The sequence below is a fragment of the Caloramator sp. mosi_1 genome, assembly GCF_028622835.1.
Taxonomy (GTDB): domain Bacteria; phylum Bacillota; class Clostridia; order Clostridiales; family Caloramatoraceae; genus Thermobrachium.
The window spans coordinates 2,073,405-2,094,563 of sequence record NZ_CP117677.1; the positions used below are offsets into that span (position 1 = coordinate 2,073,405).

Sequence of the window (21,159 nt, forward strand, 5' to 3'; positions counted from 1 at the left end):
TTTAGAGAGAAGGTGGTTGGTGCAAACCTTTACAGATAGGTATGGAAGCAGTCCCTAAGCTGTGTGCTGAAAATTTAGTAGGCATAACCGTTGGCTGGCGTTAAGGCCTTAAGTGACCATAATGGTAAATAGGGTGGTACCGCGGAAGTAATCTTTCGTCCCTAATTTTGAGGGATGAAGGATTTTTATTTCATTTATTTTCGTGTTAATTTACTTAAGATTATATATATTAAGGAGGTTAGATGAATGAACTATATGGGTTTAAATGAGATTAGAGAAAAATATTTATCTTTTTTGAAAGCAAAGCACATTTAAGATTACCAAGCTTTTCGCTTGTACCTCAAAATGATAAAAGTTTATTGCTTATAAATGCCGGTATGGCTCCACTTAAGCCTTATTTTACAGGACAGGAAATTCCGCCAAGTAAGAGAGTTACAACTTGTCAAAAGTGTATAAGAACTGGAGATATTGAGAGAGTTGGTAAAACAGCAAGACACGGTACTTTCTTTGAGATGTTGGGTAATTTTTCCTTCGGAGATTATTTTAAAGAAGAGGCAACACAATGGGCGTGGGAGTTTGCAACAGAGGTTTTAAAACTTCCAAAGGACAGATTATATGTAACTATTTATGAAAATGATGATGAAGCCTTTGAAATATGGACAAAGAAGGTTGGTGTACCTGCTGATAGAATTTATAGAATGGGTAAGGAGGATAACTTCTGGGAAATAGGTCAAGGACCTTGTGGACCTTGTTCAGAACTTTACTTTGACAGAGGAGAAGATAAAGGATGTGGCAAACCAGATTGTAAAGTAGGTTGCGATTGTGATAGATTTATTGAATTTTGGAATCTTGTATTCACACAATTTAATAAAGAAGAAGATGGTACATATTCAAAACTTGAAAATCCAAATATAGACACTGGAATGGGATTAGAAAGAATAGCAACTATTATGCAGGGAGTAGATTCAATATTTGAGGTAGACACAATAAAAGCTATTTTAGATAAGGTGTGTGAAGTTGCTAACTATAAGTATAATTCAGATGATAAAAAGGATGTTTCAATAAGAGTTATTACAGACCATATAAGAAGTGTTACTTTTATGGTAAGTGATGGAATACTTCCTTCTAATGAGGGACGTGGATATGTTCTAAGAAGGCTTTTAAGAAGAGCGGCAAGACACGGTAAACTTCTTGGAATAAATAATGCCTTTTATATGAAATTTGTGATGTTGTTATTGAAAATTCAAAGAAGGCTTATCCTGAATTAGAAGAAAAGAGAGATTTTATAAAGAAGGTAATTAAGCTTGAAGAGGAAAGATTTGATGAAACAATAGATCAAGGATTAAGTATTTTAAATGGATATATTGAGGATTTAAAAGCTAAGAATCAAAATATATTAGATGGGGAAAGTGCATTTAAATTATATGATACATATGGTTTCCCTATCGAACTTACAATAGAAATTTTAGAAGAACAAAATATGACTGTTGACTTAGAAGGCTTTGAAAAGGAAATGAAGATTCAAAAGGATAGAGCTCGTTCTGCAAGAGAAGAAACTAACTATATGGGAACAGATTTAGATATATATTCTACTCTTCCAGCAGACATTACTACTGAGTTTATAGGGTATTCCACTTTAGAAACTAATGCAAGAATACTTTACATAATCAAAGATGGACAATTTGTTGATAGAGCAGAGCAAAATGATGAAGTTACATTAATACTTGATAAGACAACCTTCTATCCAGAAATGGGTGGCCAAATAGGAGATACAGGTGTAATAGTTGGAGATAGTTTTGAAGTAAAGGTTTTAGATTGTAAAAAGACGCATAATAACAAAATAATACACATATGTAAGGTAAATAAGGGTGAATTAAATAAAGATATTGATGTAACTACAAAGGTTGATGTACAAAGACGTTATGATATTGCAAGAAACCATACTGCAACCCATCTATTACACAAGGCATTAAGAGAAGTTTTAGGAAGTCACGTTGAACAATCAGGTTCTTTAGTTGCTGGCGATAGGCTAAGATTTGACTTTACACATTTTGAAGCAATGTCAAGTGAAGAGTTAAAGAGGGTAGAAGCATTAGTTAATGAAAAGATATTGGAGGCCCTTTGTGTTGAGACAATAGAAACTTCATTAGATGAAGCTAAAAAATGGGAGCTACTGCATTGTTTGGTGAGAAGTATGGAAGCAAAGTCAGGGTTGTTAGAATAGGCAACTTTAGTATGGAACTTTGTGGAGGTACCCACGTAACAAATACATCATCAATTGGTATGTTTAAAATAATTTCAGAAGGTGGAGTTGCAGCAGGTATAAGAAGAGTTGAAGCTGTAACAGGTAGAGGAGCCCTTGAATTTGTTAATTCAGTTGAAGCTACATTATATGAAGTTTCAAAGGTTTTAAAGAGTACAACTAAGGAAGTAGTAAGAAAGGCAGAAGGACTTGTTAATGAGCTTAAGGAAAAAGAAAGAGAGATTGAAGTATTAAAGAGTAAGATGGCAAGCAGTGTTGCAGATGAAATTGTAAATTCTGCAAAGGAGATAAAGGGAGTAAAGGTTGCTACTGCAAAGGTAGATTTGGATGCTGATGGATTAAGAACATTAGGAGATAGGTTAAAGGAAAAGTTAGGTGCCTGCGTAGTTGTGCTTGCAAGTAGTAAGGATGGAAAAGTAGTTTTTGTTTCAATGGCAAGTAAAGATGCAGTACAAATGGGTGCTCACGCAGGAAATATTATTAGGGAAGTTGCTAAAATAGCAGGTGGTGGAGGCGGAGGAAGACCAGATATTGCACAAGCTGGTGGACGAGATGCCTTAAAGATAGATGAAGCTTTAAATAAAGTAATTGATATTGTTGAAACAATGTTAAAATAATGGTATATTATGTATAAAGAATAAACAAAGGAAGGTGTTATTATGGCAGAGCACCATGAAACAATGAAGTTTAATTTTGAGTTTGAACCTAATCAAAAGGTTAGAGAAGTATTAGATGAGGTTTATCAAGCATTAAAGGAAAAGGGATATAATCCAATAAATCAACTTGTGGGATACATATTATCTGGTGATCCAACATATATAACAAGTCATAAAAGTGCAAGAACTATAATTAGAAGAGTTGAACGTGATGAAATTTTAGAAGAATTGTTTAAAGTATATCTTGAAAACAAGTAAAGGGTTGCATTGGGATTTTCCCAATGCAACTTAGTTTTAAAAGGGTGATAATTATGAAATACTATTATTTAGGTAAAACAAATTTAAAGGTATCAAAGCTATGTTTTGGTAGTTTAACTGTAGGACCGCTTCAGGCAAATTTACCTGTAGAGGATGGGGCCAGAATTATTGCCTATGCCTTTGATAAAGGAGTAAATTTTATAGATACTGCTAAATTATATAAGACTTATCCATATATTAAAAGGGCATTAGAAATTACAAAAATAAAAATATAATAGTCTCGTCAAAATCCTATGATTATACCTATGAGGGTATGAAGGAAAGTGTTCAAGAAGCCTTAGAATGTATGGGGTTAAAAAAGATTGGTATATTTATGTTACACGAACAAGAGAGTAGATTAACACTAAAGGGGCATTGGGAGGCTTTAAGATATTTATTAGATGCAAAAACAGGGTATTGTAGAAGCAGTTGGTGTTTCAACTCACGCTGTAGAGGTTGTTGAGGCGGCTGCTACTATTCCTGAAATTGAGGTTATACATCCAATTGTTAACATTAAAGGATTAGGGATAATTGACGGTACCATTGATGATATGTTAAGGGCTGTAAAATTAGCCTACGAAAATGGTAAGGGAATTTTTGCTATGAAACCCTTAGGAGGAGGAAATTTAATTAACTCCTATGATGAATGTTTAAATTTTGTCTTAAATATTCCTCACATACATTCTATAGCTTTAGGTATGCAAAGTATAGAAGAGGTAGAAGCCAATATTTCAAAATTTGAAGGTCGTTCAATAGATGAAAATTTAAAATTAAAATTAAAAAATAAAAAAAGAGACTTTTGATTGAGGAATGGTGTTCAGGATGTGGTAAATGTGTAGATGTTTGTTCAAATAATGCTTTAGAAATAAAAGACAACAGGGCAAATGTTAATTTAGAAAAATGTCTTTTATGTGGTTATTGTTCACAATATTGCAGAGATTTTTGCATAAAAATTGTATAGGAGGATAAAATGAGAATATTAGGTTTAGATGTAGGAGATAAAACTATAGGAGTTGCAGTTAGTGATCCATTAGGTTGGACTGCACAGGGTGTAAAAACAATAAAAAGAATAGGTATTAAAAAGATTTGCAAGAGATACTAAATATTATAAAAGAATATAATGTAGAAAAGATAGTTGTTGGTTTGCCAAAGAATATGAATGGTACATTAGGGCCTCAAAGTGAAAAAGTTTTAAATTTTTGTGATAAATTAAAGGAAGTATGCAGTTTAGAAATAGTATTAGAGGATGAAAGGCTTACAACAGTTGCTGCAGAAAGAATGTTGATAGAGGCTGATATGCATTGGTCAAAAAGAAAAAAGTAATAGATACAATTGCAGCAACATATATTTTACAAGGATACCTTGACAAAATAAAGAAATAATTTAGTTGACAATTTTTAAAATAAAACTTACAATCTAATTATAAACAAGAAAGAGGTGAATTTTATGGAAAATATGGATAACGTAATCGTTTTAACAGATGAAAATGGTCAAGAAACATCTTTTGAATTCATAACTGATCTTGAAGTTGATGGTAATGTTTATTATGTACTTTATCCAGTTGATTCAGAAGAAGAAGATGCTGTAGTATTTAAGGTTGAAGTTGATGAGGATGGCCAAGAAGTACTTTCAGTTATAGAAGATGATGAAGAATTTGAAAAGGTTGCTGAAGCATATCAAGAATGGTTAGATAGCGACGAAGATTTCGAATTTGATGAAGAATAAAAAGGATGTACCTTCGGGTATATCCTTTTTTATGCAAAAGGAGGAGTACTATGGGTTTTAAGATATTAGGCAATAAAAAGAAGCGATATTTAAAAGAAGGCTAAACAGGTTTGAAGCTATTGTTGAATTAGATGGTTGCGAAGAGTTAGTTCACGTACCAAATACAGGAAGATTAAAGGAGTTGCTTATACCCAATGTAAGGGTATACCTGTTGGAAAGTAAAAGTGCTAAACGTAAAACAAAGTATTCTTTAATGTTTGTAGAAAAAAGGGAGACTAATATGTATTAACTCAAGCTTAGCAAATAGAGTTTTTGAGGAGGCGATAAAAAGTAAAATGGTATATTTAGGTGATGGTGACTTGAAAAGGGAGGTAACCTATGGTAATAGTAAATTTGATTTTTGCATAATTGGAGAAAGAAATATATTTATAGAAGTTAAATGTGCTACTTATGAATTAGATGGAATAGCAAGATTTCCAGATGCTCCTACAGAAAGAGGACGAAGACACGTAGAAGAACTTATTGAATTAAAGAGATTAGGCTATGAAAGTAAAATAATATTTGTTGCTTTTATGGATTATGCAAGTTGCTTTATTCCTTATAAAGAGATAGATGAAAAATTTTACAAATCGCTTATAAAGGCAAAGGAAATGGGGTAGATATAATGTGTTATCGTTGCAATGTAACTTTGGATGAAATTAGTATTTCAGATGAAATTCCTGTAAAATTAGATATTGACAATCATTATCAATAGGATTATAATATAATTGAAAATGAATTTCAATACTAAGAAGGGGATGTTATTATGACCCTTGATATGGCAAAAAAGGGACAAAAAATTTATATAAAAAAATAAATGATGAAAATATAAAAATCCAAGCTATAAGGTTGGGAATTTATGAAGGTGCAAAGGTAGATTGTTCTTTAAAAATCCCCTTTGGACCAGTAATTTTAAGTAATAGAATGCAAGAAATAGCTGTAGGAAGAACTTTGGCCAGAAAAATAGAAATAGACGTTATAAAGGAGGGGGCATAATGGAATGCTGTGGAGGTATAAAAATTGACATTCCTAAGGGTTATAAGAAGCTTGTTTTAGCAGGTAATCCTAATGTAGGGAAGTCAGTTTTTTTAATGCTTTAACAGGAATGTATGTAGATGTATCTAATTTTCCAGGTACAACTGTAGATATTTCTCACGGAAAATATCAAGATTATGTTGTACTTGATACTCCAGGTGTTTATGGAGTATCATCCTTTAATGATGAAGAAAGAGTTGCACGGGATGTAATTCTTTATGGGGATGTTATTCTAAATGTAGTAGATGCACTCCACCTAGAGAGAGATTTATTTCTTACTCTACAAATTATTGATATGGGCAAACCGGTTATTGTCGCTCTAAATATGATGGATGATGTAGAAAGAAATGGTATAAAAATTGATATAGATAAGTTAAGTCAACTTTTAGGTGTACCAGTAATTCCTACTGTAGCAGTCAAGGGAAAGGGAATTGAGGAAGTAAAAAACAACATAAAAATGCAAGAGTAGGGAATATAGATGGTAGGATTAGGGAATATCTTGAAGAATTTAAAAATATGGTTAAACACCAAAGTGAAGCACTAATGCTTCTTGAAGATGATGAAGCAACCTCACAAAGATTAAACATTAAAACCTTAGGTAAAAGAGAAGAAGTTTATAGATTAAGAAGAGAACGAGTAGATAAAATAGTTGAAAACGTAATAATTAAAGAAGGTAAAGGTAATATATTAAGACAAAAATTAGTACCTTAACTTTAAACCCATTAACAGGAATACCAATATTAATATTAGTACTCTATTTAATATTTAAGGTGATTGGTGTATGGGTCGCAGGGGATGTGGTTGGAGTTACTGAGGAAACAATAATGGCAGGATACTATGAACCTTTTATAAGAAGTATTGTTTTAAAATTCTTTAATGAAAGCAGTTTTATGTATAGGCTTTTAGCTGGTGAGTTTGGGATAATGACATTAACTCCAACTTATGTAATTGGATTATTAATGCCACTTGTAATTGCTTTTTATTTCTTTATGTCTATTATGGAGGATTCTGGTTATTTACCTCGAATAGCAGCTTTGGTTGATAGAATTTTATCCTTCTTCGGCTTAAATGGAAGGGCAATCATACCAATTATATTAGGGTTTGGTTGTATAACAATGGCAACTATTACAACAAGACTTCTGGGAACAAAGAGGGAAAAATAATAGCAACTATATTGTTAGGATTTACAATCCCTTGTTCTGCTCAGCTTGGTGTAATTGCTGGAATGATTGCACCGCTTGGAGTTAAGTATATACTTATTTATGCATTTACAATACTAATAGTATTTGCATTAACTGGTACAGTTTTAAATAAAACATTGCCTGGTGAATCATCCGAACTGTTTATAGATCTTCCACCTATGAGATTACCTAAACTATCTAACGTATTAAAAAGACGTGGACAAAGACTGTAATGTTTTTAAAGGAAGCAACGCCTTTATTTGCGTTAGGTGCTCTTATTATAACTTTATTAGAAGAAACAAAAATAATATATAAAATACAAGATTTATTTAAACCAATAACAGAAAGCTTTTTAAGACTTCCAAAGGAAACTGCAAATGCCTTTATTATGGGTATAATAAGAAGAGATTTTGGGGCAGCAGGTCTTACTGAATTAAGTTTATCACCTGAGCAGACAGTTGTTGCTTTGGTTACTATTACATTGTTTGTACCTTGTATTGCTTCAATAATAGTAATTTTCAAAGAGCGCTCTAAAAAGGAAGCGGCTTTAATATGGTTAGGTAGTTTTGTACTGGCATTTTTAGTTGGAGGAATTTTGGCCTTCTTGATTGTATAAGGAGATGATTAAATGGAAATTAAGTGTCCAACCTGCGGTATGTTGGTAAAAAATTCTACAATATGTCCAAGATGTAGAACGGAATTAAATTCTTGTTTGAAGTGTTCAGGTAATTGCCTTAAGTGTAAACTTAAGAAAAGTTGATTTTGTATAAAATAATAGACTATGTAAAGTATTTAATATGTTTGTCCCCTTGAAGGATTTCTTATGTATTAATTTATTTTAAATCCATTCGAGGGGTAATTTTTTATAACCTTTTATATTATTTTAACTATTTATTTAAATGAAATTTTATGATTTTTAGTAATACATTGTAGAATATTTTATATAGATCACATATGTAATAAAGATTTATAATTTATGAATATAAATTTTATTTTCAATTGGATATCACTTGACAATAAAACGATTAGAGTGTACACTCAAATTAACATATATTAGAAGTTGAGGTGCTATTTATGTTTAAAGAGGATGCTGAAAAACTAAAGCAAGATTTAAAAAGCCAAGGATATAAATTGACACCACAAAGAAGAGCTGTTCTTGATGTAATTATTGAAAATGAAGGTAAACATTTATCACCTGAAGAAATATATGACATTGTTAAACAAAATTGTCCTGATATAGGGCTTGCAACAGTATATAGAACACTTAATTTATTAGAGAAGATGGGTGTAATTTGTAAGATTAATTTTGATGATGGATGTAATAGATACGAATTAGTACACGATGAAGAGGATCATCAGCATCATCATTTAGTATGCAAAGGTTGTGGAAAAGTTGAAGAGGTTGAAGATGATCTTCTTGAGGTTTTAGAAGAAAAATAGAGGAAAAATATAATTTTAAAATAAATGACCACAACGTAAAATTTTATGGATATTGCAGTGAATGTAGGAAAAACTTAAGGCAGTAAATGCTGCCTTTTTATAATTTATAAATTTATGCAATGGTTAAGTATTGTTTTTACAAAATGTAAAAAATAAAAAAGAATGAAATATTTGAGTTGATTAACTATGTTAATATAAAGTATAATAGCAGTATTGGTAATGTTCGGCTATAAAATAAAAAGGAGGGAAATTTTTGACAAGAAAAGAAAAGGTAAAAGTAATTCCTCTTGGAGGAGTTAATGAAATTGGAAAAAATATGACTGTTGTAGAATATAAAAATGAGATTATTGTGATTGATTGCGGTATGATGTTCCCCGAGGAAGAGATGTTTGGTATAGATATAGTAATACCAGATATATCATATCTAATCAAAAATAAAAGTAAAGTAAAGGGTATAGTTTTAACCCACGGGCACGAAGACCATATTGGAGCGTTACCATATGTTTTAAAACAGTTGAATGTACCAGTTTATGGTACTCGTTTAACTCTTGGAATAGTTGAAACAAAACTAAAGGAGCACGGCCTATTAAGTGATTGTACATTAAAGGTTGTAAAGCATAATGATGTTATAACTTTCAATAACATAAGTGTGGAGTTTATAAAAAATAGCCATAGTATTGCTGATTCCTGCTCTCTTGCTATACACACACCATTAGGTACTATCTTACATACAGGTGATTTTAAAGTAGATTATACTCCAATTGATGGTGTGGTTATGGACTTTGCAAGATTAGCAGAATTAGGTAGACAAGGCGTAGTATTACTTCTTGCTGATAGTACTAATGTTGAAAGACCTGGCTATACAATGTCAGAGAGAACAGTTGGTGAAACATTCCAAAAGATTTTCAATGAAACAAGAGGTAGAATAATCGTTGCAACCTTTGCATCAAACGTTCACAGAATTCAACAGATTATTGATGCTGCAATGAAGTATAAAAGAAAGGTTGCTATTTCAGGAAGAAGTATAGAAAATATTGTTGAGGTTGCCTCAAACCTTGGATATTTAAAAATTCCAGAAGATTTATTCATAAGTATAGATGACATTAATAAATATCCAGATCATAAAATAGTTATTATAACAACAGGAAGCCAAGGAGAACCAATGTCTGCTTTAGCAAGGATGTCTGTATCAGAACATAAGAAAGTAGAAATACAAAAGGGAGATTTAGTTATAATATCAGCAACGCCTATTCCAGGTAATGAAAAGTTTATATCAAGAGTAATCAATCAGCTGTTTAAGAAGGGTGCAAACGTAGTTTATGAGTCACTTGCTGATATACACGTTTCAGGACACGCTTGCCAAGAAGAGCTTAAATTAATACATACTTTAGTTAAACCAAAATATTTTATGCCGGTCCACGGTGAATACAGACATCTAAAGCAACATTCACTTTTAGCACAAAAATTAGGTATGGATGAAGATAACATATTTATTGCAGATATAGGTCAGGTATTAGAAATAACACACGAAGATGCTAAAATAAATGGAAATGTTGCAGCTGGACAGGTGCTTGTAGATGGACTTGGAGTAGGTGATGTAGGTAATATTGTTTTAAGAGACAGAAAACATCTTTCACAGGATGGAATTTTAACTGTTGTAGTTACAATAGAAAAGGAAACTGGCAAAGTAATAGCTGGACCTGATATTATATCAAGAGGATTTGTATATGTTAGAGAATCTGAGGATTTGATAGAAGAATCTAAGAAGATTGTAAAAAGGTCTTAGATAATTGTGTAATAAACCAAATAAAGGATTGGGCTACAATTAAGTCAAATATTAAGGATGAGCTTAAAACTTATCTATATGAAAAAACTAAGCGTAATCCAATGATTCTTCCAATAATTATGGAAATATAAAATACAGGGGGATTAGGATGAATATTTATGATAAGGCCCACGAACTTGCAAGATTACTTAAAAATTCACAGGAAGTAATTGAGTACAAAAGGTTAATGGAAAAAGTTAAAGAAAATGAAGAAAACAAAAAATAATTGAAGATTTAAGAAAAAAGAATTTGAAGTTTATTCAAAACAGCTTCAGGGAGTTCAAATAACAAAGGAAGAGATGGAGGCTATCAACAATCTATATAGCATTGTACAGCATAATTCAGTAATTAGAGAATATTTAGAAGCTGAGAGAAGATTCTCTATTTTGTGGCAGGATATAATAAGAATTTTAGGTGAAGCTGTGGATATTGATTTAAACAATATTTAGAAGGGGGTAAAATATGAAAAAGCCTACTATATTTTATGTAAAGGCTGGACTAATAGCAGCACTTTATGTTGTATTAACGCTACCCTTTGCCAGTTTTTCTTATGGTCCTATACAATTTAGAGTGGCTGAAGCTTTAACTATAATACCACTTTATGAGACAGCAGCTATACCCGGGCTTTTTATTGGATGTATGTTTGCTAATATTTTTGGTGGTTTTGGTTTAGTAGATATTGTTTTTGGAAGTTTAACAACATTATTAGCAGCTTATCTAACTTCAAAAGCTCCTAATATGTATATAGGTGTTTTACCACCAATTCTTTTAAATGCACTTATTATACCAATATGGGTTAGCAAAATGTCTTATACTCCATATTTAGCTACAGTTGGTACAATTGGATTTGGACAATTTTTATCAGCTGGTATTTTAGGAGTTATCCTTGCGACTGCAATTGAGATTTTGACAAAAACACACACGTTGACAATCATATTCATTTTTCGTAAAATAGATATGATTATTATATAGGATATCGTTATGATATCCTATTTATTTTGTTATGGAGGGACTTAAATGAATAATTTAAACATAAGAAACGTAGCAATAATTGCACACGTAGACCACGGAAAAACTACACTTGTGGATGCAATGCTAAAACAAAGCGGAATATTTAGAAGTAATGAAAAGGTCGAAGAAAGAATAATGGATTCTAATGATTTAGAAAGAGAAAGAGGTATTACAATTCTTGCTAAAAACACTTCAGTATATTACAATGACATAAAGATAAATATCGTGGATACGCCAGGACACGCTGATTTTGGTGGAGAAGTAGAAAGAGTTTTAAAAATGGTTGATGGAGTTCTTTTACTTGTTGATGCCTTTGAAGGGGTAATGCCTCAGACAAGATTTGTATTAAGGAAGGCACTTGAACTAAAACTTAAACCAATAGTTGTTGTAAATAAGATAGACAGGCCTGACGCAAGACCAACAGAGGTTGTAGATGAAGTTTTAGATTTATTTATTGAACTTGGTGCAGATGATGAACAGTTAGAATTCCCTGTAGTATATTGTTCAGCAAAAGAGGGAATTGCAAAATATTCACTTGATGAAGAATCAAGTAATCTAAAAGCTTTATTTGAAACACTTGTTGAAAATATCCCATCTCCAGAGGGAGACATTAATCTTCCATTGCAAATGCTTGTAACCACTATAGATTCAAATGAGTATGTAGGAAGAATAGGAATAGGAAAGGTTTATAGAGGTAAAATAAGAAAAAATCAGCAGGTTTCAGTTATAGGTAAAGATGGTAGTATAAGAAATGCAAAGGTTGTTACATTATATACATTTAATGGACTAAAGAGGGAAGAAATAGAAGAGGGAGTAGTTGGAGATATAGTTGCAGTTGCTGGTATAAGTGATATAAATATAGGTGAAACAGTTTCAGATATAGAAAACGTTGAGGCACTTCCTTTTGTTGAGATTGATGAACCAACTTTATCTATGACATTCTGTGTTAATGATAGTCCTTTTGCAGGAAAAGAAGGTGAATATGTAACAACAAGACATCTTAGAGATAGATTATTTAAGGAACTTGAAACTAATGTTGCACTTAGGGTTAAGGAGACAGATTCTCCAGATGCCTTTGAAGTTTCAGGAAGAGGAGAGTTACATTTATCTATATTGATTGAAACTATGAGGCGTGAAGGTTATGAGTTCCAAGTTTCTAAACCACAGGTTATATATAAAGAGATAAATGGAATTCTACACGAACCAATAGAATATTTAACAATTGATGTACCTGAGGAATTTATGGGAGCTGTTATGGAGAAATTGGGTGTTAGAAAAGCTGAAATGGTGAATATGACATCAGCAATTAATGGATATGTTAGATTGGAGTTTAAAATACCTGCAAGAGGATTGATAGGATATAGAAATGAGTTTTTAACTGATACAAAAGGAAATGGAATTATGAATCACGTTTTCAATGGTTATGAGCCATACAAGGGGGATATACAAGAAAGAAGTAGAGGAATGCTTGTTGCCTTTGAAACAGGAGAGGCTGTAACTTATGGACTATATAATGCACAGGAGAGGGGAACGTTATTTATAACACCAGGTACACCTGTATATCAAGGTATGATTGTTGGAATGTGCTCAAGAAATGAAGATATAGATGTTAATGTATGCAAGAAAAAGCACGTAACTAATATGAGAGCAGCAGGTTCTGACGAAGCTTTAAAGTTATCACCTCCAATGGAATTAACATTAGAAAAGTGCATAGAACTTATTTCATCAGATGAGCTTATTGAAGTTACTCCACAAAGTATAAGGATGAGAAAAAAGTATTAGATCCAACAATGAGAAAGAGGGAAGCTGCCAGAAAAAACAATAGGAGGTTTATGGGTTTATGGGTAACTATAAAAAAATAACTATATTATTTATTTTTGTTGTGGCAGTTATTTTAGGTGGTATCTACTATTTGATAAACGTTCCAATTTCACAAACAAATAATAAAGGAGTAGATTTTAGAATTGGAACAAAGGCAGACATAGATTTTGTTGCTAAAAACTTAAAAAGAAGGGCTTGGTCAGAAGTTATATTTTTACTAAGTATTATTTTAAATTTAATAATATCAAATTGAATGTTGGACCCTATGAATTTAATCAGACTATGTCCCTTAAGCAAATATTTAATATGATAAATAATGGGGAAACAGATAAAAATATTATTATGGTGACTATACCTGAGGGATTTACTGTAAAACAAATTGCAGAAAAACTAAAAAGTTTAGATGTAATAAAGGATTCTGATTCATTTTTAAAAGAAGCTCAGGAAGGAAATTTTAACTATGAATTTTTAGTAGGGATAAAGGATAGACCTTCAAGGTTAGAAGGCTATCTTTTCCCTGATACATATGAAATTAAAAAGGGTATGTCTAATTATGAAATTATAAATATAATGCTAAAAAGATTTGATGATGTTTATAAAAAGAATATTAAAGGAAAAATAAAAAATGAAAGTATGACTTTAGATGATGTAATAAGATTAGCTTCTATTGTTGAAAGAGAGGCTAAGGTTAAGGAAGAAAGACCTATTATTGCGGCAGTTTTTTATAACAGATTACAAAAGGATATTAAATTAGAGTCCTGTGCAACTGTTCAATATGCTTTAGGTAGAACAAAAGAAAAACTAACCTTTGACGATTTAAAGATAAACTCACCATATAATACATATATTTACAAAGGATTGCCTATTGGACCTATTTGCAATCCAGGTTTAGCTTCAATAGAAGCAGCATTGAATCCAGCAGATGTTGACTATTTGTATTTTTTAGTTGATGAAAATAAAAAGGATGGTAGTCATTTTTTACGAATTCTTATAATGAGTTTTTAAGAAAAAAGCACAGCAATAAATGATTATCTTCTGTTTATGGAGGAGATTATGAGTAAAATAGTGCACGATTATGTTGAAGACTATATAAGAGGTTTAATAGTAGAAAGAAATGAATTTCTAAATGAATTAAGGCTATATGCAGAGGAAAATAATGTTCCGATTGTTCATAAGGAAGTAGCACAGTTTCTTAAGGTTTTAATTAAAGCAAACAATATAAAAAGAATTCTTGAGGTTGGGACTGCAATTGGATATTCAGCTCTTTTGATGGCTGATGCTGCAGGATGTGACTGTGAAATTGTTACTATTGAAAGAGATGAGAAAATGTACAGCATTGCTTTAGATAACATAAAAAAGCAAATGCTGAGGATAATATAAAGATAATTAAAGGAGATGCACTTGAGGTATTAGATAGCATAGAAGGTAGTTTTGATATGATTTTTATTGATGGGGCAAAGGGACACTATAGTGAAATGCTAAACAAGATAAATAGGCTTTTGAAGTTAAATGGAATTGTATTTGCAGATAATGTTTTATTTAGAGGTATGGTTTGCTCAAATGAATTACTTATAAGAAGAAAAATAACAATTGTAAAAAGAATGCGTAAGTATCTTAAGGAAATTTCTGATTCAACATCATTTGAAACAGTTGTTCTTCCTGTTGGAGATGGGGTAGCCTTGAGCACCAAAATAAAGGAGGAATTGCAATGAAGAGGGTTGAACTTTTAGCACCTGCTGGTAATTTAGAAAAGTTGAAAACGGCATTTATATATGGTGCTGATGCAGTATATATTGGAGGAGAAAACTTTAGCTTAAGAGCTATGGCTGATAATTTTACTATTGAAGAAATGAAGGAAGGAATAGATTTTGCTCATAATTTAGGAAAAAAGGTTTATGTTACTATAAATATATTTCCGCATAATAATGACTTAATAGGTCTTCCAGAATATATAAAAGCTCTAAAGGAAATAAATGTTGATGCAGTAATTGTTTCTGATTTAGGGATCTTCTCAATAGTTAAGGAAGTTGCTCCTGATTTAGAGATACATATAAGTACTCAAGCCAATAATACAAATTATAAGTCTGCAGAAACTTGGTATAAATTAGGAGCAAGTAGAGTTGTTTTAGCAAGAGAACTAACTCTTGATGAAATAAGAGAAATTAGAGATAAAGTACCAGAGGAATTAGAACTTGAGGCATTTGTACACGGAGCTATGTGTATATCCTATTCAGGTAGATGTCTACTTTCAAACTATATGACAAATAGAGATTCAAACAGAGGAATGTGTGCACATCCTTGTAGGTATAAATATTATTTAGTTGAAGAAAAAAGACCAGGACAGTATTTCCCTATTTTAGAGGACGAAAGAGGAACTTATATTATGAACTCTCAGGATTTGTGTATGATAGAATATATACCAGAGCTTATTAAAGCAGGTATTTCAAGCTTTAAGATTGAGGGGCGTATGAAAAGTTCCTATTATGTTGCCTCAGTTGTTAAAGCCTATAGAGAAGCAATAGATTCCTATTATGAATTAGGAGATAATTATAAATTTAATCCTAAGTGGCTTGAAGATGTGTCAAAATCAAGCCATAGGGAGTTTTCTACTGGTTTTTACTTTGGTAAACCGCAAAAACAAATATATGATAGCTCCTCTTATATTAGAACGCACGACATAGTTGGGCTTGTTTTAGATTATGATAAAGATACAAAAATAGCAACAATAGAGCAGAGAAATAGAGTTTTTAAAGGTGAAAAGGTTGAAATATTAACATCAAAGGGGCCAAATTTTGAGTTAATATTAGATGATATGTGGAACGAGGAAGGACAAGAAATTGAAGTTGCACCTCATCCACAGATGATATATAAAATTAAATCAGAAAAAGAACTAAAGCCATACGATATGTTGGTAAAAGAGAAAGGGGATTGAAATGAGTAGACCTATAATTATTGGTATTGCAGGAGGAACAGGTTCTGGTAAAAGTACAGTTGCACAGGAGATCTATAGCAGTCTTCCAGAAGAGAGTATAGCAGTTATTGAACAGGATAACTACTATAAGGATCAAAGTCATCTTTCATTTGAAGAAAGAACAAAAACAAATTACGACCATCCAGATGCCTTTGATACAGCATTATTGCTTGAGCATCTTAAAAAATTATCAATGGGTGAGGCAATAGACAAGCCTATATATGATTTTTCAAATCATACAAGAAAAAGGAAACTGTTAGAGTAGAACCTAAGGATATAATTGTTTTAGAAGGAATAATGATTTTAGTTGAACCAGAGATTAGAAATATGCTGGATATAAAGATTTTTGTTGATACTGATGCTGATGTTAGAATTATAAGAAGAATTAAGAGAGATATCAAAGAAAGAGGAAGAACATTAGATTCAGTTATTGACCAATATATAAATGTTGTAAGACCTATGCATTTACAATTTGTAGAACCAACAAAGAGATATGCTGATATAATAATACCAGAAGGTGGATATAACAAAGTTGCCATAGACATAATGATAGCAAAAGTTAATGAGATTGTTAGAAGAAAACAGGGTTTAAGATAATTATAAAGCTCTATAGAAGGTGTGTTAAACCATCTATAGAGCTTTATGTTTGAAATGTTTAAAAATGTATTTTTATTTTAAATTATTTGTGGTATAATTAAAATATACATAGGATAAAGAGTAACAAAACCCTCCTGAGATGCATATAATGTACATAGGCCTATCAGGGGGTGTTTAATTGATAATTGAAACTATATGTAGCTTTTTAGATGGACTATTTCTACTTGCAGGGTATATAACAAATGGCAGCTCATTCCCAAAACCCCTCACTGAAGAAGAAGAAAAAAATTATTCAGTGAATATAAAAATGGCAACCAAGAAGCAAAGGCAGAATTAATTACAAGGAATTTAAGATTAGTTGCCCATATAATTAAAAAATTTGGACCTATAGGGAAGGATTCAGATGATTTAATATCAATAGGTACTGTTGGTTTGATTAAAGCTATTGAAAGCTTTGATTATGATAAGGGAAATAGACTTGCAACGTATGCTGCAAGATGTATTGAAAATGAGATACTGATGTATATGCGATCTGTAAAAAGGTTAAAACTGAAGTCTATTTACAGGATCCAATTGGTGTTGATAAAGAAGGAAATGAAATTTGTTTAATGGATGTTTTAGGTACTGAAAGTGATAAAATATTAGATGAAGTTGAAAGTAAAATTTCTATAAGAAAGCTTTATAGAATCATTGATAAAGTTTTAGAGGAAAAAGAGAAAATAATAATAAAGCTTAGGTATGGTTTAACTGGTGAACCTAAGACACAGATGGAAATTGCACAGATGTTAGGTATATCAAGAAGTTATGTATCAAGGATAGAAAAAGAGCCCTTAAGAAATTAGCTAAGGAAATGCAAAGATAGTTGAATATAAGTTTATAAAGTGCCAAGAACATATTGTTCAAGGCACTTTTTCTATGATTTTCTTAGACATTTAGTTAATAATTTGATAAAATATAGAAAAATAAGGATTAAGGTGGTAAGTATGAAGAATTTATTAAAGCCAGACTATTATTTTAAAAGTTTATATGATATAGACATAAATTGGCTAAAGGAATTAAATATAAAAAATTTAATATTAGATATTGATAATACATTAGTTAGTTGGGGTACTAAGCAAATTGACGAGAGAGGCCAAATGTTTATTAATAATCTTTTAAAAGAGGGTTTTAGAGTATGCCTGCTTTCAAATAGTTCATCTAAACGAGTCAAAAATTTTATTAATAATGAATTGATTTTATACTATACAGGGTTTGGTATAAAACCTATGAAGATAAAATTTTTAGGAGCCCTAAAACTCTTTGATAATAAAATAGATGAAACTTGTGTTATTGGTGATCAAATATTTACTGATATATTAGGTGGAAAAAGAGTCGGTATAAAAACAATTCTTGTTGATCCTATAGATTCAAAGGAATTTTTACAACTAAGTTTTTAGAAGATTAGAAAAAAAATAAAAAGAAATTTAATGTATTATGAGTTTTAGAAGTTTGACTTATAGAATTCCTGTGCATAATTTATATAGTTTGTTTTGGGAGGCGATATTTTGAATAGCACAGGAGTTTTATATAATGTGGAAAATAAAATTATAAAAGATAGAAATAAACTTGAAGAGCTAAAAGTATACAAGCAAATTAATGGCTGTTCTACGGAAGATGCACTTTTAGACTTGGGTTTTATTCTCGAAGAGGAGCTATTAGAAGAAATTAAATTTAATTTAGATATTAAAGTAATAGATTTACATAAAACATTTATTAATGAAAAAGCAATTGATTTAGTGCCCTATAAATTAGTTTTTGAACATTCTATTTTTCCCTTTAATGAAGAGGCTGAAAATATTTGCATTGCAATATATAAGCATATTAATGATAATGTAATTGAAACGATTAAAGAAGTGACAAAAAGGAAGGTTAATTTATATTTATGCAAAAGAAGTGATATTAGATACCATATTGATAAGTATTATAAGACCAGAAAGATTTTATATTTAGCAGATAAAGTTAAGGAGTCTACAGGTAAATTAAACAACTATTCCTATGATCAACAAATTAAGATTAACAATTCACCTGTCATCAATTTAATTGATGATATTCTACGCATAGCAGTTAATTTTAATGCCAGTGATATTCATATTGAACCTATGGTTGATAGCCTAAAAATACGGCTTAGAATAGATGGAGAACTGGTTGAAATGTATAGTTTATCTTTATCTATAGCTCAACCTATAATAGGTAGGATAAAGGTATTATCAAATATGGATATTTCTGAAAAGAGATTGCCTCAAGATGGAAGAATTGTAGTTAATATAGACTCGAATCTTATTGATTTTAGAGTAAGTTCAATACCAACAATTCACGGAGAGAAAATTGTAATTAGAGTTTTAAGAAAGAATAATTTATACTTGAATAGAACAGAATTGGGTTTTAATAAGTATGAAGAAGAAATTGTAAGTAGATTGATTCTTCAGGATAGTGGTTTGATTTTAATATGTGGCCCAACAGGTAGTGGAAAGACAACAACTCTATATTCAATTTTAAATGATTTAAATAAAAAAGTAAAAACATTATTACTATAGAGGACCCTGTTGAATATATGATTGATGGAATAAATCAAATAAATATAAATTCTAAGATAGGTTTGGACTTTTATAATTGCCTTAAGGCAGTTTTAAGACAGGATCCTGATATAATAATGGTTGGAGAAATTAGAGAGTTAGATACAGCAAGAATTGCACTAAGAGCAGCAATAACAGGACATTTAGTTTTAAGTACTATACATACTTATGATGCTCCTTCTGCAATTTTAAGATTTGTTGATATGGGAGTTGAACCATATTTAGTTTCCTGTGCATTAAAGGGAATAATTGCACAAAGATTGGTTAGAAAAATTTGTCCCTATTGCAGGGTTGAATATACAGCAACAGATTATGAAAAGAAAATATTAGAAATTGATAATAAGGAAGATATTTTGTTAAGCAAAGGGATGGGGTGTAGGAAGTGCAACAACAGTGGATATATAGGAAGAATAGGTGTATTTGAAATAGTTGAAGTTGATAAAGATATTAGAAATATGATAATTAAAAATCATAATATTGACATATTAAGGGATTTGTGTATTAATAAAGGTATGAAAACTTTGAAAAATTCTTGTAGGGAATTGGTTTTATCAAGAATAACCACTGTAGCAGAAATGGTTAAAGTAATTTCAAATCTTGATTAGGGGTACAAAGGGAGGATAGATATGCTTAAATTTCAGGATTTATTAGAAAAAGTAGTAGAAATGGGAGCATCAGATTTACATATTACAGTTGGAATTCCACCAACCGCAAGAGTAAATGGCTCATTAGTACAAATAACAGAAGAAAGACTTACAACAGAAATGGCAGAACAATATGTTAAGGAGGTTTTAAGTGAAGAACAATATGAAAAATATAAAGAGGCTGGAGAATTAGATTTTTCATATTCAATACAGGGAGTTGGCAGATTTAGAGTAAATGCTTTTAGACAAAGAGGTAGTGATGCAATGGCTCTTAGATTAGTTGCAGCTCAAGTTCCAACTTTAGAAAAGCTAAATATGCCACCTGTACTTAAGGAGCTTACTAATAAGACGCGTGGACTTATATTAGTTACAGGCCCTACAGGTAGTGGTAAATCTACAACACTTGCTGCAATGATAAATGAAATTAATCAAAATAGAAGTTGCCATATAATAACACTTGAAGATCCAATAGAATATCTTCATAAGCATAAAAAAGTATAGTCAATCAAAGAGAGATTGGACACGATTCTAAATCCTATGCTAATGCTTTACGTGCTGCATTAAGGGAGGACCCAGATGTAATATTAGTTGGTGAGATGAGAGATTTAGAAACCATTTCAATCGCGATAACAGCTGCTGAAACAGGACATTTAGTTTTATCAACTTTACATACAATAGGTGCATCAAAAACAGTTGATAGAATAGTGGATGTATTCCCACCATACCAACAGCAGCAGATAAAAGTTCAGCTTTCTGCAGTTTTAGAGGGGTAATTTCTCAGCAACTTATAAAAAAACAGATGGTAATGGGCGTGTTTGTGCTATGGAGATAATGGTTGCAACTCCAGCTATAAGAAATTTAATTAGAGAAGGAAAAACCCATCAAATAGATTCAGCAGTTCAAACTGGTGCTAAGTATGGAATGAAAACTATGGATATGTCATTGGTTGAGCTTTATAAAAAGGGTTAATATCCTATGATGATGCACTTAACTATTCAGTTGATAGTGATATTGTTATGAGATTGCTTAATTTATAGTTTTG

At 31.2% G+C, this 21,159-nt stretch carries 19 protein-coding genes, 11 pseudogenes and 1 other annotated feature (1 of these 31 cut by a window edge); all 30 genes and pseudogenes read left to right on the forward strand.

Annotated features, from left to right (window positions below; all coding sequences use genetic code 11):
* Positions 1-166, forward strand: a binding site (T-box leader); it begins 39 nt to the left of the window's first position.
* Between the two features lie 80 nt (positions 167-246).
* The 30 genes and pseudogenes from alaS (at position 247) to PL321_RS14755 (ending at position 21,154) form a co-directional block, all read left to right on the forward strand.
* Positions 247-2,880 (forward strand): annotated as a pseudogene (gene alaS / locus PL321_RS14645) (alanine--tRNA ligase).
* A gap of 42 nt (positions 2,881-2,922) precedes the next feature.
* Positions 2,923-3,177, forward strand: coding sequence for an IreB family regulatory phosphoprotein (locus PL321_RS14650; RefSeq protein WP_027308317.1), 255 nt, complete (start codon positions 2,923-2,925; stop codon positions 3,175-3,177).
* Between the two features lie 53 nt (positions 3,178-3,230).
* Positions 3,231-4,177 (forward strand): annotated as a pseudogene (locus tag PL321_RS21640) (aldo/keto reductase).
* Between the two features lie 9 nt (positions 4,178-4,186).
* Positions 4,187-4,598: pseudogene (gene ruvX, locus PL321_RS14660) on the forward strand (Holliday junction resolvase RuvX).
* Between the two features lie 64 nt (positions 4,599-4,662).
* Entirely contained in the window at positions 4,663-4,941 is a 279-nt protein-coding gene (locus tag PL321_RS14665; protein ID WP_273962514.1) for a DUF1292 domain-containing protein, read from the forward strand.
* A gap of 85 nt (positions 4,942-5,026) precedes the next feature.
* The gene (locus tag PL321_RS21645) at positions 5,027-5,230 is read left to right on the forward strand and encodes a hypothetical protein (protein WP_443110798.1); all 204 of its coding nucleotides are present in this window, start codon (positions 5,027-5,029) and stop codon (positions 5,228-5,230) included.
* Positions 5,226-5,600 (forward strand): DNA/RNA nuclease SfsA, encoded by a 375-nt coding sequence (locus PL321_RS14670; RefSeq protein WP_273964599.1) that lies wholly within the window; start codon positions 5,226-5,228, stop codon positions 5,598-5,600. Before PL321_RS21645 ends, PL321_RS14670 begins: the two co-directional genes overlap by 5 nt.
* Before the next feature lie 229 nt (positions 5,601-5,829).
* On the forward strand, positions 5,830-5,976 hold the full coding sequence (locus PL321_RS20315; RefSeq protein WP_337960855.1) for a FeoA domain-containing protein: 147 nt from the start codon (positions 5,830-5,832) through the stop codon (positions 5,974-5,976).
* Positions 5,977-6,085: 109 nt separating this feature from the next.
* On the forward strand, positions 6,086-6,484 hold the full coding sequence (locus PL321_RS20320; protein WP_337960856.1) for a FeoB small GTPase domain-containing protein: 399 nt from the start codon (positions 6,086-6,088) through the stop codon (positions 6,482-6,484).
* A gap of 47 nt (positions 6,485-6,531) precedes the next feature.
* Positions 6,532-6,726: a hypothetical protein gene (locus tag PL321_RS20325; RefSeq protein ID WP_337960857.1), complete on the forward strand. Its 195-nt coding sequence runs from the start codon at positions 6,532-6,534 to the stop codon at positions 6,724-6,726.
* Positions 6,727-6,812: 86 nt separating this feature from the next.
* Positions 6,813-7,178, forward strand: coding sequence for a nucleoside recognition domain-containing protein (locus tag PL321_RS20330; RefSeq protein ID WP_337960858.1), 366 nt, complete (start codon positions 6,813-6,815; stop codon positions 7,176-7,178).
* Between the two features lie 11 nt (positions 7,179-7,189).
* Positions 7,190-7,429 carry a hypothetical protein gene (locus PL321_RS20335; RefSeq protein WP_337960859.1) on the forward strand — a complete coding sequence of 80 codons (240 nt, stop codon included), beginning with the start codon at positions 7,190-7,192 and terminating at the stop codon, positions 7,427-7,429.
* The gene (locus tag PL321_RS20340; protein ID WP_337960860.1) at positions 7,429-7,812 is read left to right on the forward strand and encodes a nucleoside recognition domain-containing protein; all 384 of its coding nucleotides are present in this window, start codon (positions 7,429-7,431) and stop codon (positions 7,810-7,812) included. The genes PL321_RS20335 and PL321_RS20340 overlap by 1 nt, the downstream gene beginning before the upstream one ends.
* A 458-nt stretch (positions 7,813-8,270) precedes the next feature.
* Positions 8,271-8,722 (forward strand): annotated as a pseudogene (locus PL321_RS14685) (Fur family transcriptional regulator).
* Between the two features lie 230 nt (positions 8,723-8,952).
* Positions 8,953-10,553, forward strand: a pseudogene (locus PL321_RS14690) (ribonuclease J).
* 17 nt (positions 10,554-10,570) lie between these two features.
* The gene (locus PL321_RS14695) at positions 10,571-10,687 is read left to right on the forward strand and encodes a YlbF family regulator (protein ID WP_273962515.1); all 117 of its coding nucleotides are present in this window, start codon (positions 10,571-10,573) and stop codon (positions 10,685-10,687) included.
* 16 nt (positions 10,688-10,703) lie between these two features.
* Positions 10,704-10,910 (forward strand): annotated as a pseudogene (locus tag PL321_RS14700) (YlbF family regulator); the annotation flags it as partial.
* Between the two features lie 13 nt (positions 10,911-10,923).
* The gene (locus tag PL321_RS14705; RefSeq protein ID WP_273962516.1) at positions 10,924-11,433 is read left to right on the forward strand and encodes a QueT transporter family protein; all 510 of its coding nucleotides are present in this window, start codon (positions 10,924-10,926) and stop codon (positions 11,431-11,433) included.
* 45 nt (positions 11,434-11,478) lie between these two features.
* Positions 11,479-13,334, forward strand: a pseudogene (gene typA, locus PL321_RS14710) (translational GTPase TypA).
* Positions 13,313-13,546, forward strand: coding sequence for a hypothetical protein (locus PL321_RS14715; protein WP_273962517.1), 234 nt, complete (start codon positions 13,313-13,315; stop codon positions 13,544-13,546). Before typA ends, PL321_RS14715 begins: the two are co-directional and overlap by 22 nt.
* Entirely contained in the window at positions 13,489-14,298 is an 810-nt protein-coding gene (gene mltG / locus PL321_RS14720; RefSeq protein WP_273962518.1) for an endolytic transglycosylase MltG, read from the forward strand. The genes PL321_RS14715 and mltG overlap by 58 nt, the downstream gene beginning before the upstream one ends.
* 48 nt (positions 14,299-14,346) lie before the next feature.
* Positions 14,347-15,005, forward strand: a pseudogene (locus tag PL321_RS14725) (O-methyltransferase).
* Entirely contained in the window at positions 15,002-16,225 is a 1,224-nt protein-coding gene (locus PL321_RS14730; RefSeq protein ID WP_273962519.1) for a peptidase U32 family protein, read from the forward strand. Before PL321_RS14725 ends, PL321_RS14730 begins: the two are co-directional and overlap by 4 nt.
* Before the next feature lies 1 nt (position 16,226).
* Positions 16,227-16,861, forward strand: a pseudogene (udk, locus tag PL321_RS14735) (uridine kinase).
* 178 nt (positions 16,862-17,039) lie between these two features.
* A complete protein-coding gene (locus tag PL321_RS21650) occupies positions 17,040-17,198 on the forward strand; it encodes a hypothetical protein (protein WP_443110665.1) in 159 nt (52 codons plus the stop codon).
* A gap of 32 nt (positions 17,199-17,230) precedes the next feature.
* Entirely contained in the window at positions 17,231-17,470 is a 240-nt protein-coding gene (locus PL321_RS21655) for a sigma factor (protein WP_443110799.1), read from the forward strand.
* Positions 17,470-17,703 (forward strand): sigma factor-like helix-turn-helix DNA-binding protein, encoded by a 234-nt coding sequence (locus PL321_RS21660; RefSeq protein WP_443110666.1) that lies wholly within the window; start codon positions 17,470-17,472, stop codon positions 17,701-17,703. Before PL321_RS21655 ends, PL321_RS21660 begins: the two co-directional genes overlap by 1 nt.
* 132 nt (positions 17,704-17,835) lie before the next feature.
* The gene (locus PL321_RS14745) at positions 17,836-18,297 is read left to right on the forward strand and encodes a YqeG family HAD IIIA-type phosphatase (RefSeq protein ID WP_337961187.1); all 462 of its coding nucleotides are present in this window, start codon (positions 17,836-17,838) and stop codon (positions 18,295-18,297) included.
* Between the two features lie 135 nt (positions 18,298-18,432).
* Positions 18,433-20,078 (forward strand): annotated as a pseudogene (locus PL321_RS14750) (GspE/PulE family protein).
* A gap of 21 nt (positions 20,079-20,099) precedes the next feature.
* Positions 20,100-21,154: pseudogene (locus PL321_RS14755) on the forward strand (type IV pilus twitching motility protein PilT).
* Positions 21,155-21,159: the final 5 nt, after the last annotated feature.

What these genes read in the sequence shown, in the direction of transcription:
- PL321_RS20320 (WP_337960856.1), top strand. Translation starts at nt 6,086, where the DNA reads ATGTATGTAGATGTATCTAATTTTCCAGGTACAACTGTAGATATTTCT.
- PL321_RS21660 (WP_443110666.1), top strand. Translation starts at nt 17,470, where the DNA reads ATGGATGTTTTAGGTACTGAAAGTGATAAAATATTAGATGAAGTTGAA.
- PL321_RS20325 (WP_337960857.1), top strand. Translation starts at nt 6,532, where the DNA reads ATGGTTAAACACCAAAGTGAAGCACTAATGCTTCTTGAAGATGATGAA.
- PL321_RS14650 (WP_027308317.1), top strand. Translation starts at nt 2,923, where the DNA reads ATGGCAGAGCACCATGAAACAATGAAGTTTAATTTTGAGTTTGAACCT.
- PL321_RS14715 (WP_273962517.1), top strand. Translation starts at nt 13,313, where the DNA reads ATGGGTAACTATAAAAAAATAACTATATTATTTATTTTTGTTGTGGCA.
- PL321_RS14665 (WP_273962514.1), top strand. Translation starts at nt 4,663, where the DNA reads ATGGAAAATATGGATAACGTAATCGTTTTAACAGATGAAAATGGTCAA.
- PL321_RS20340 (WP_337960860.1), top strand. Translation starts at nt 7,429, where the DNA reads ATGTTTTTAAAGGAAGCAACGCCTTTATTTGCGTTAGGTGCTCTTATT.
- PL321_RS14705 (WP_273962516.1), top strand. Translation starts at nt 10,924, where the DNA reads ATGAAAAAGCCTACTATATTTTATGTAAAGGCTGGACTAATAGCAGCA.
- PL321_RS14695 (WP_273962515.1), top strand. Translation starts at nt 10,571, where the DNA reads ATGAATATTTATGATAAGGCCCACGAACTTGCAAGATTACTTAAAAAT.
- PL321_RS14730 (WP_273962519.1), top strand. Translation starts at nt 15,002, where the DNA reads ATGAAGAGGGTTGAACTTTTAGCACCTGCTGGTAATTTAGAAAAGTTG.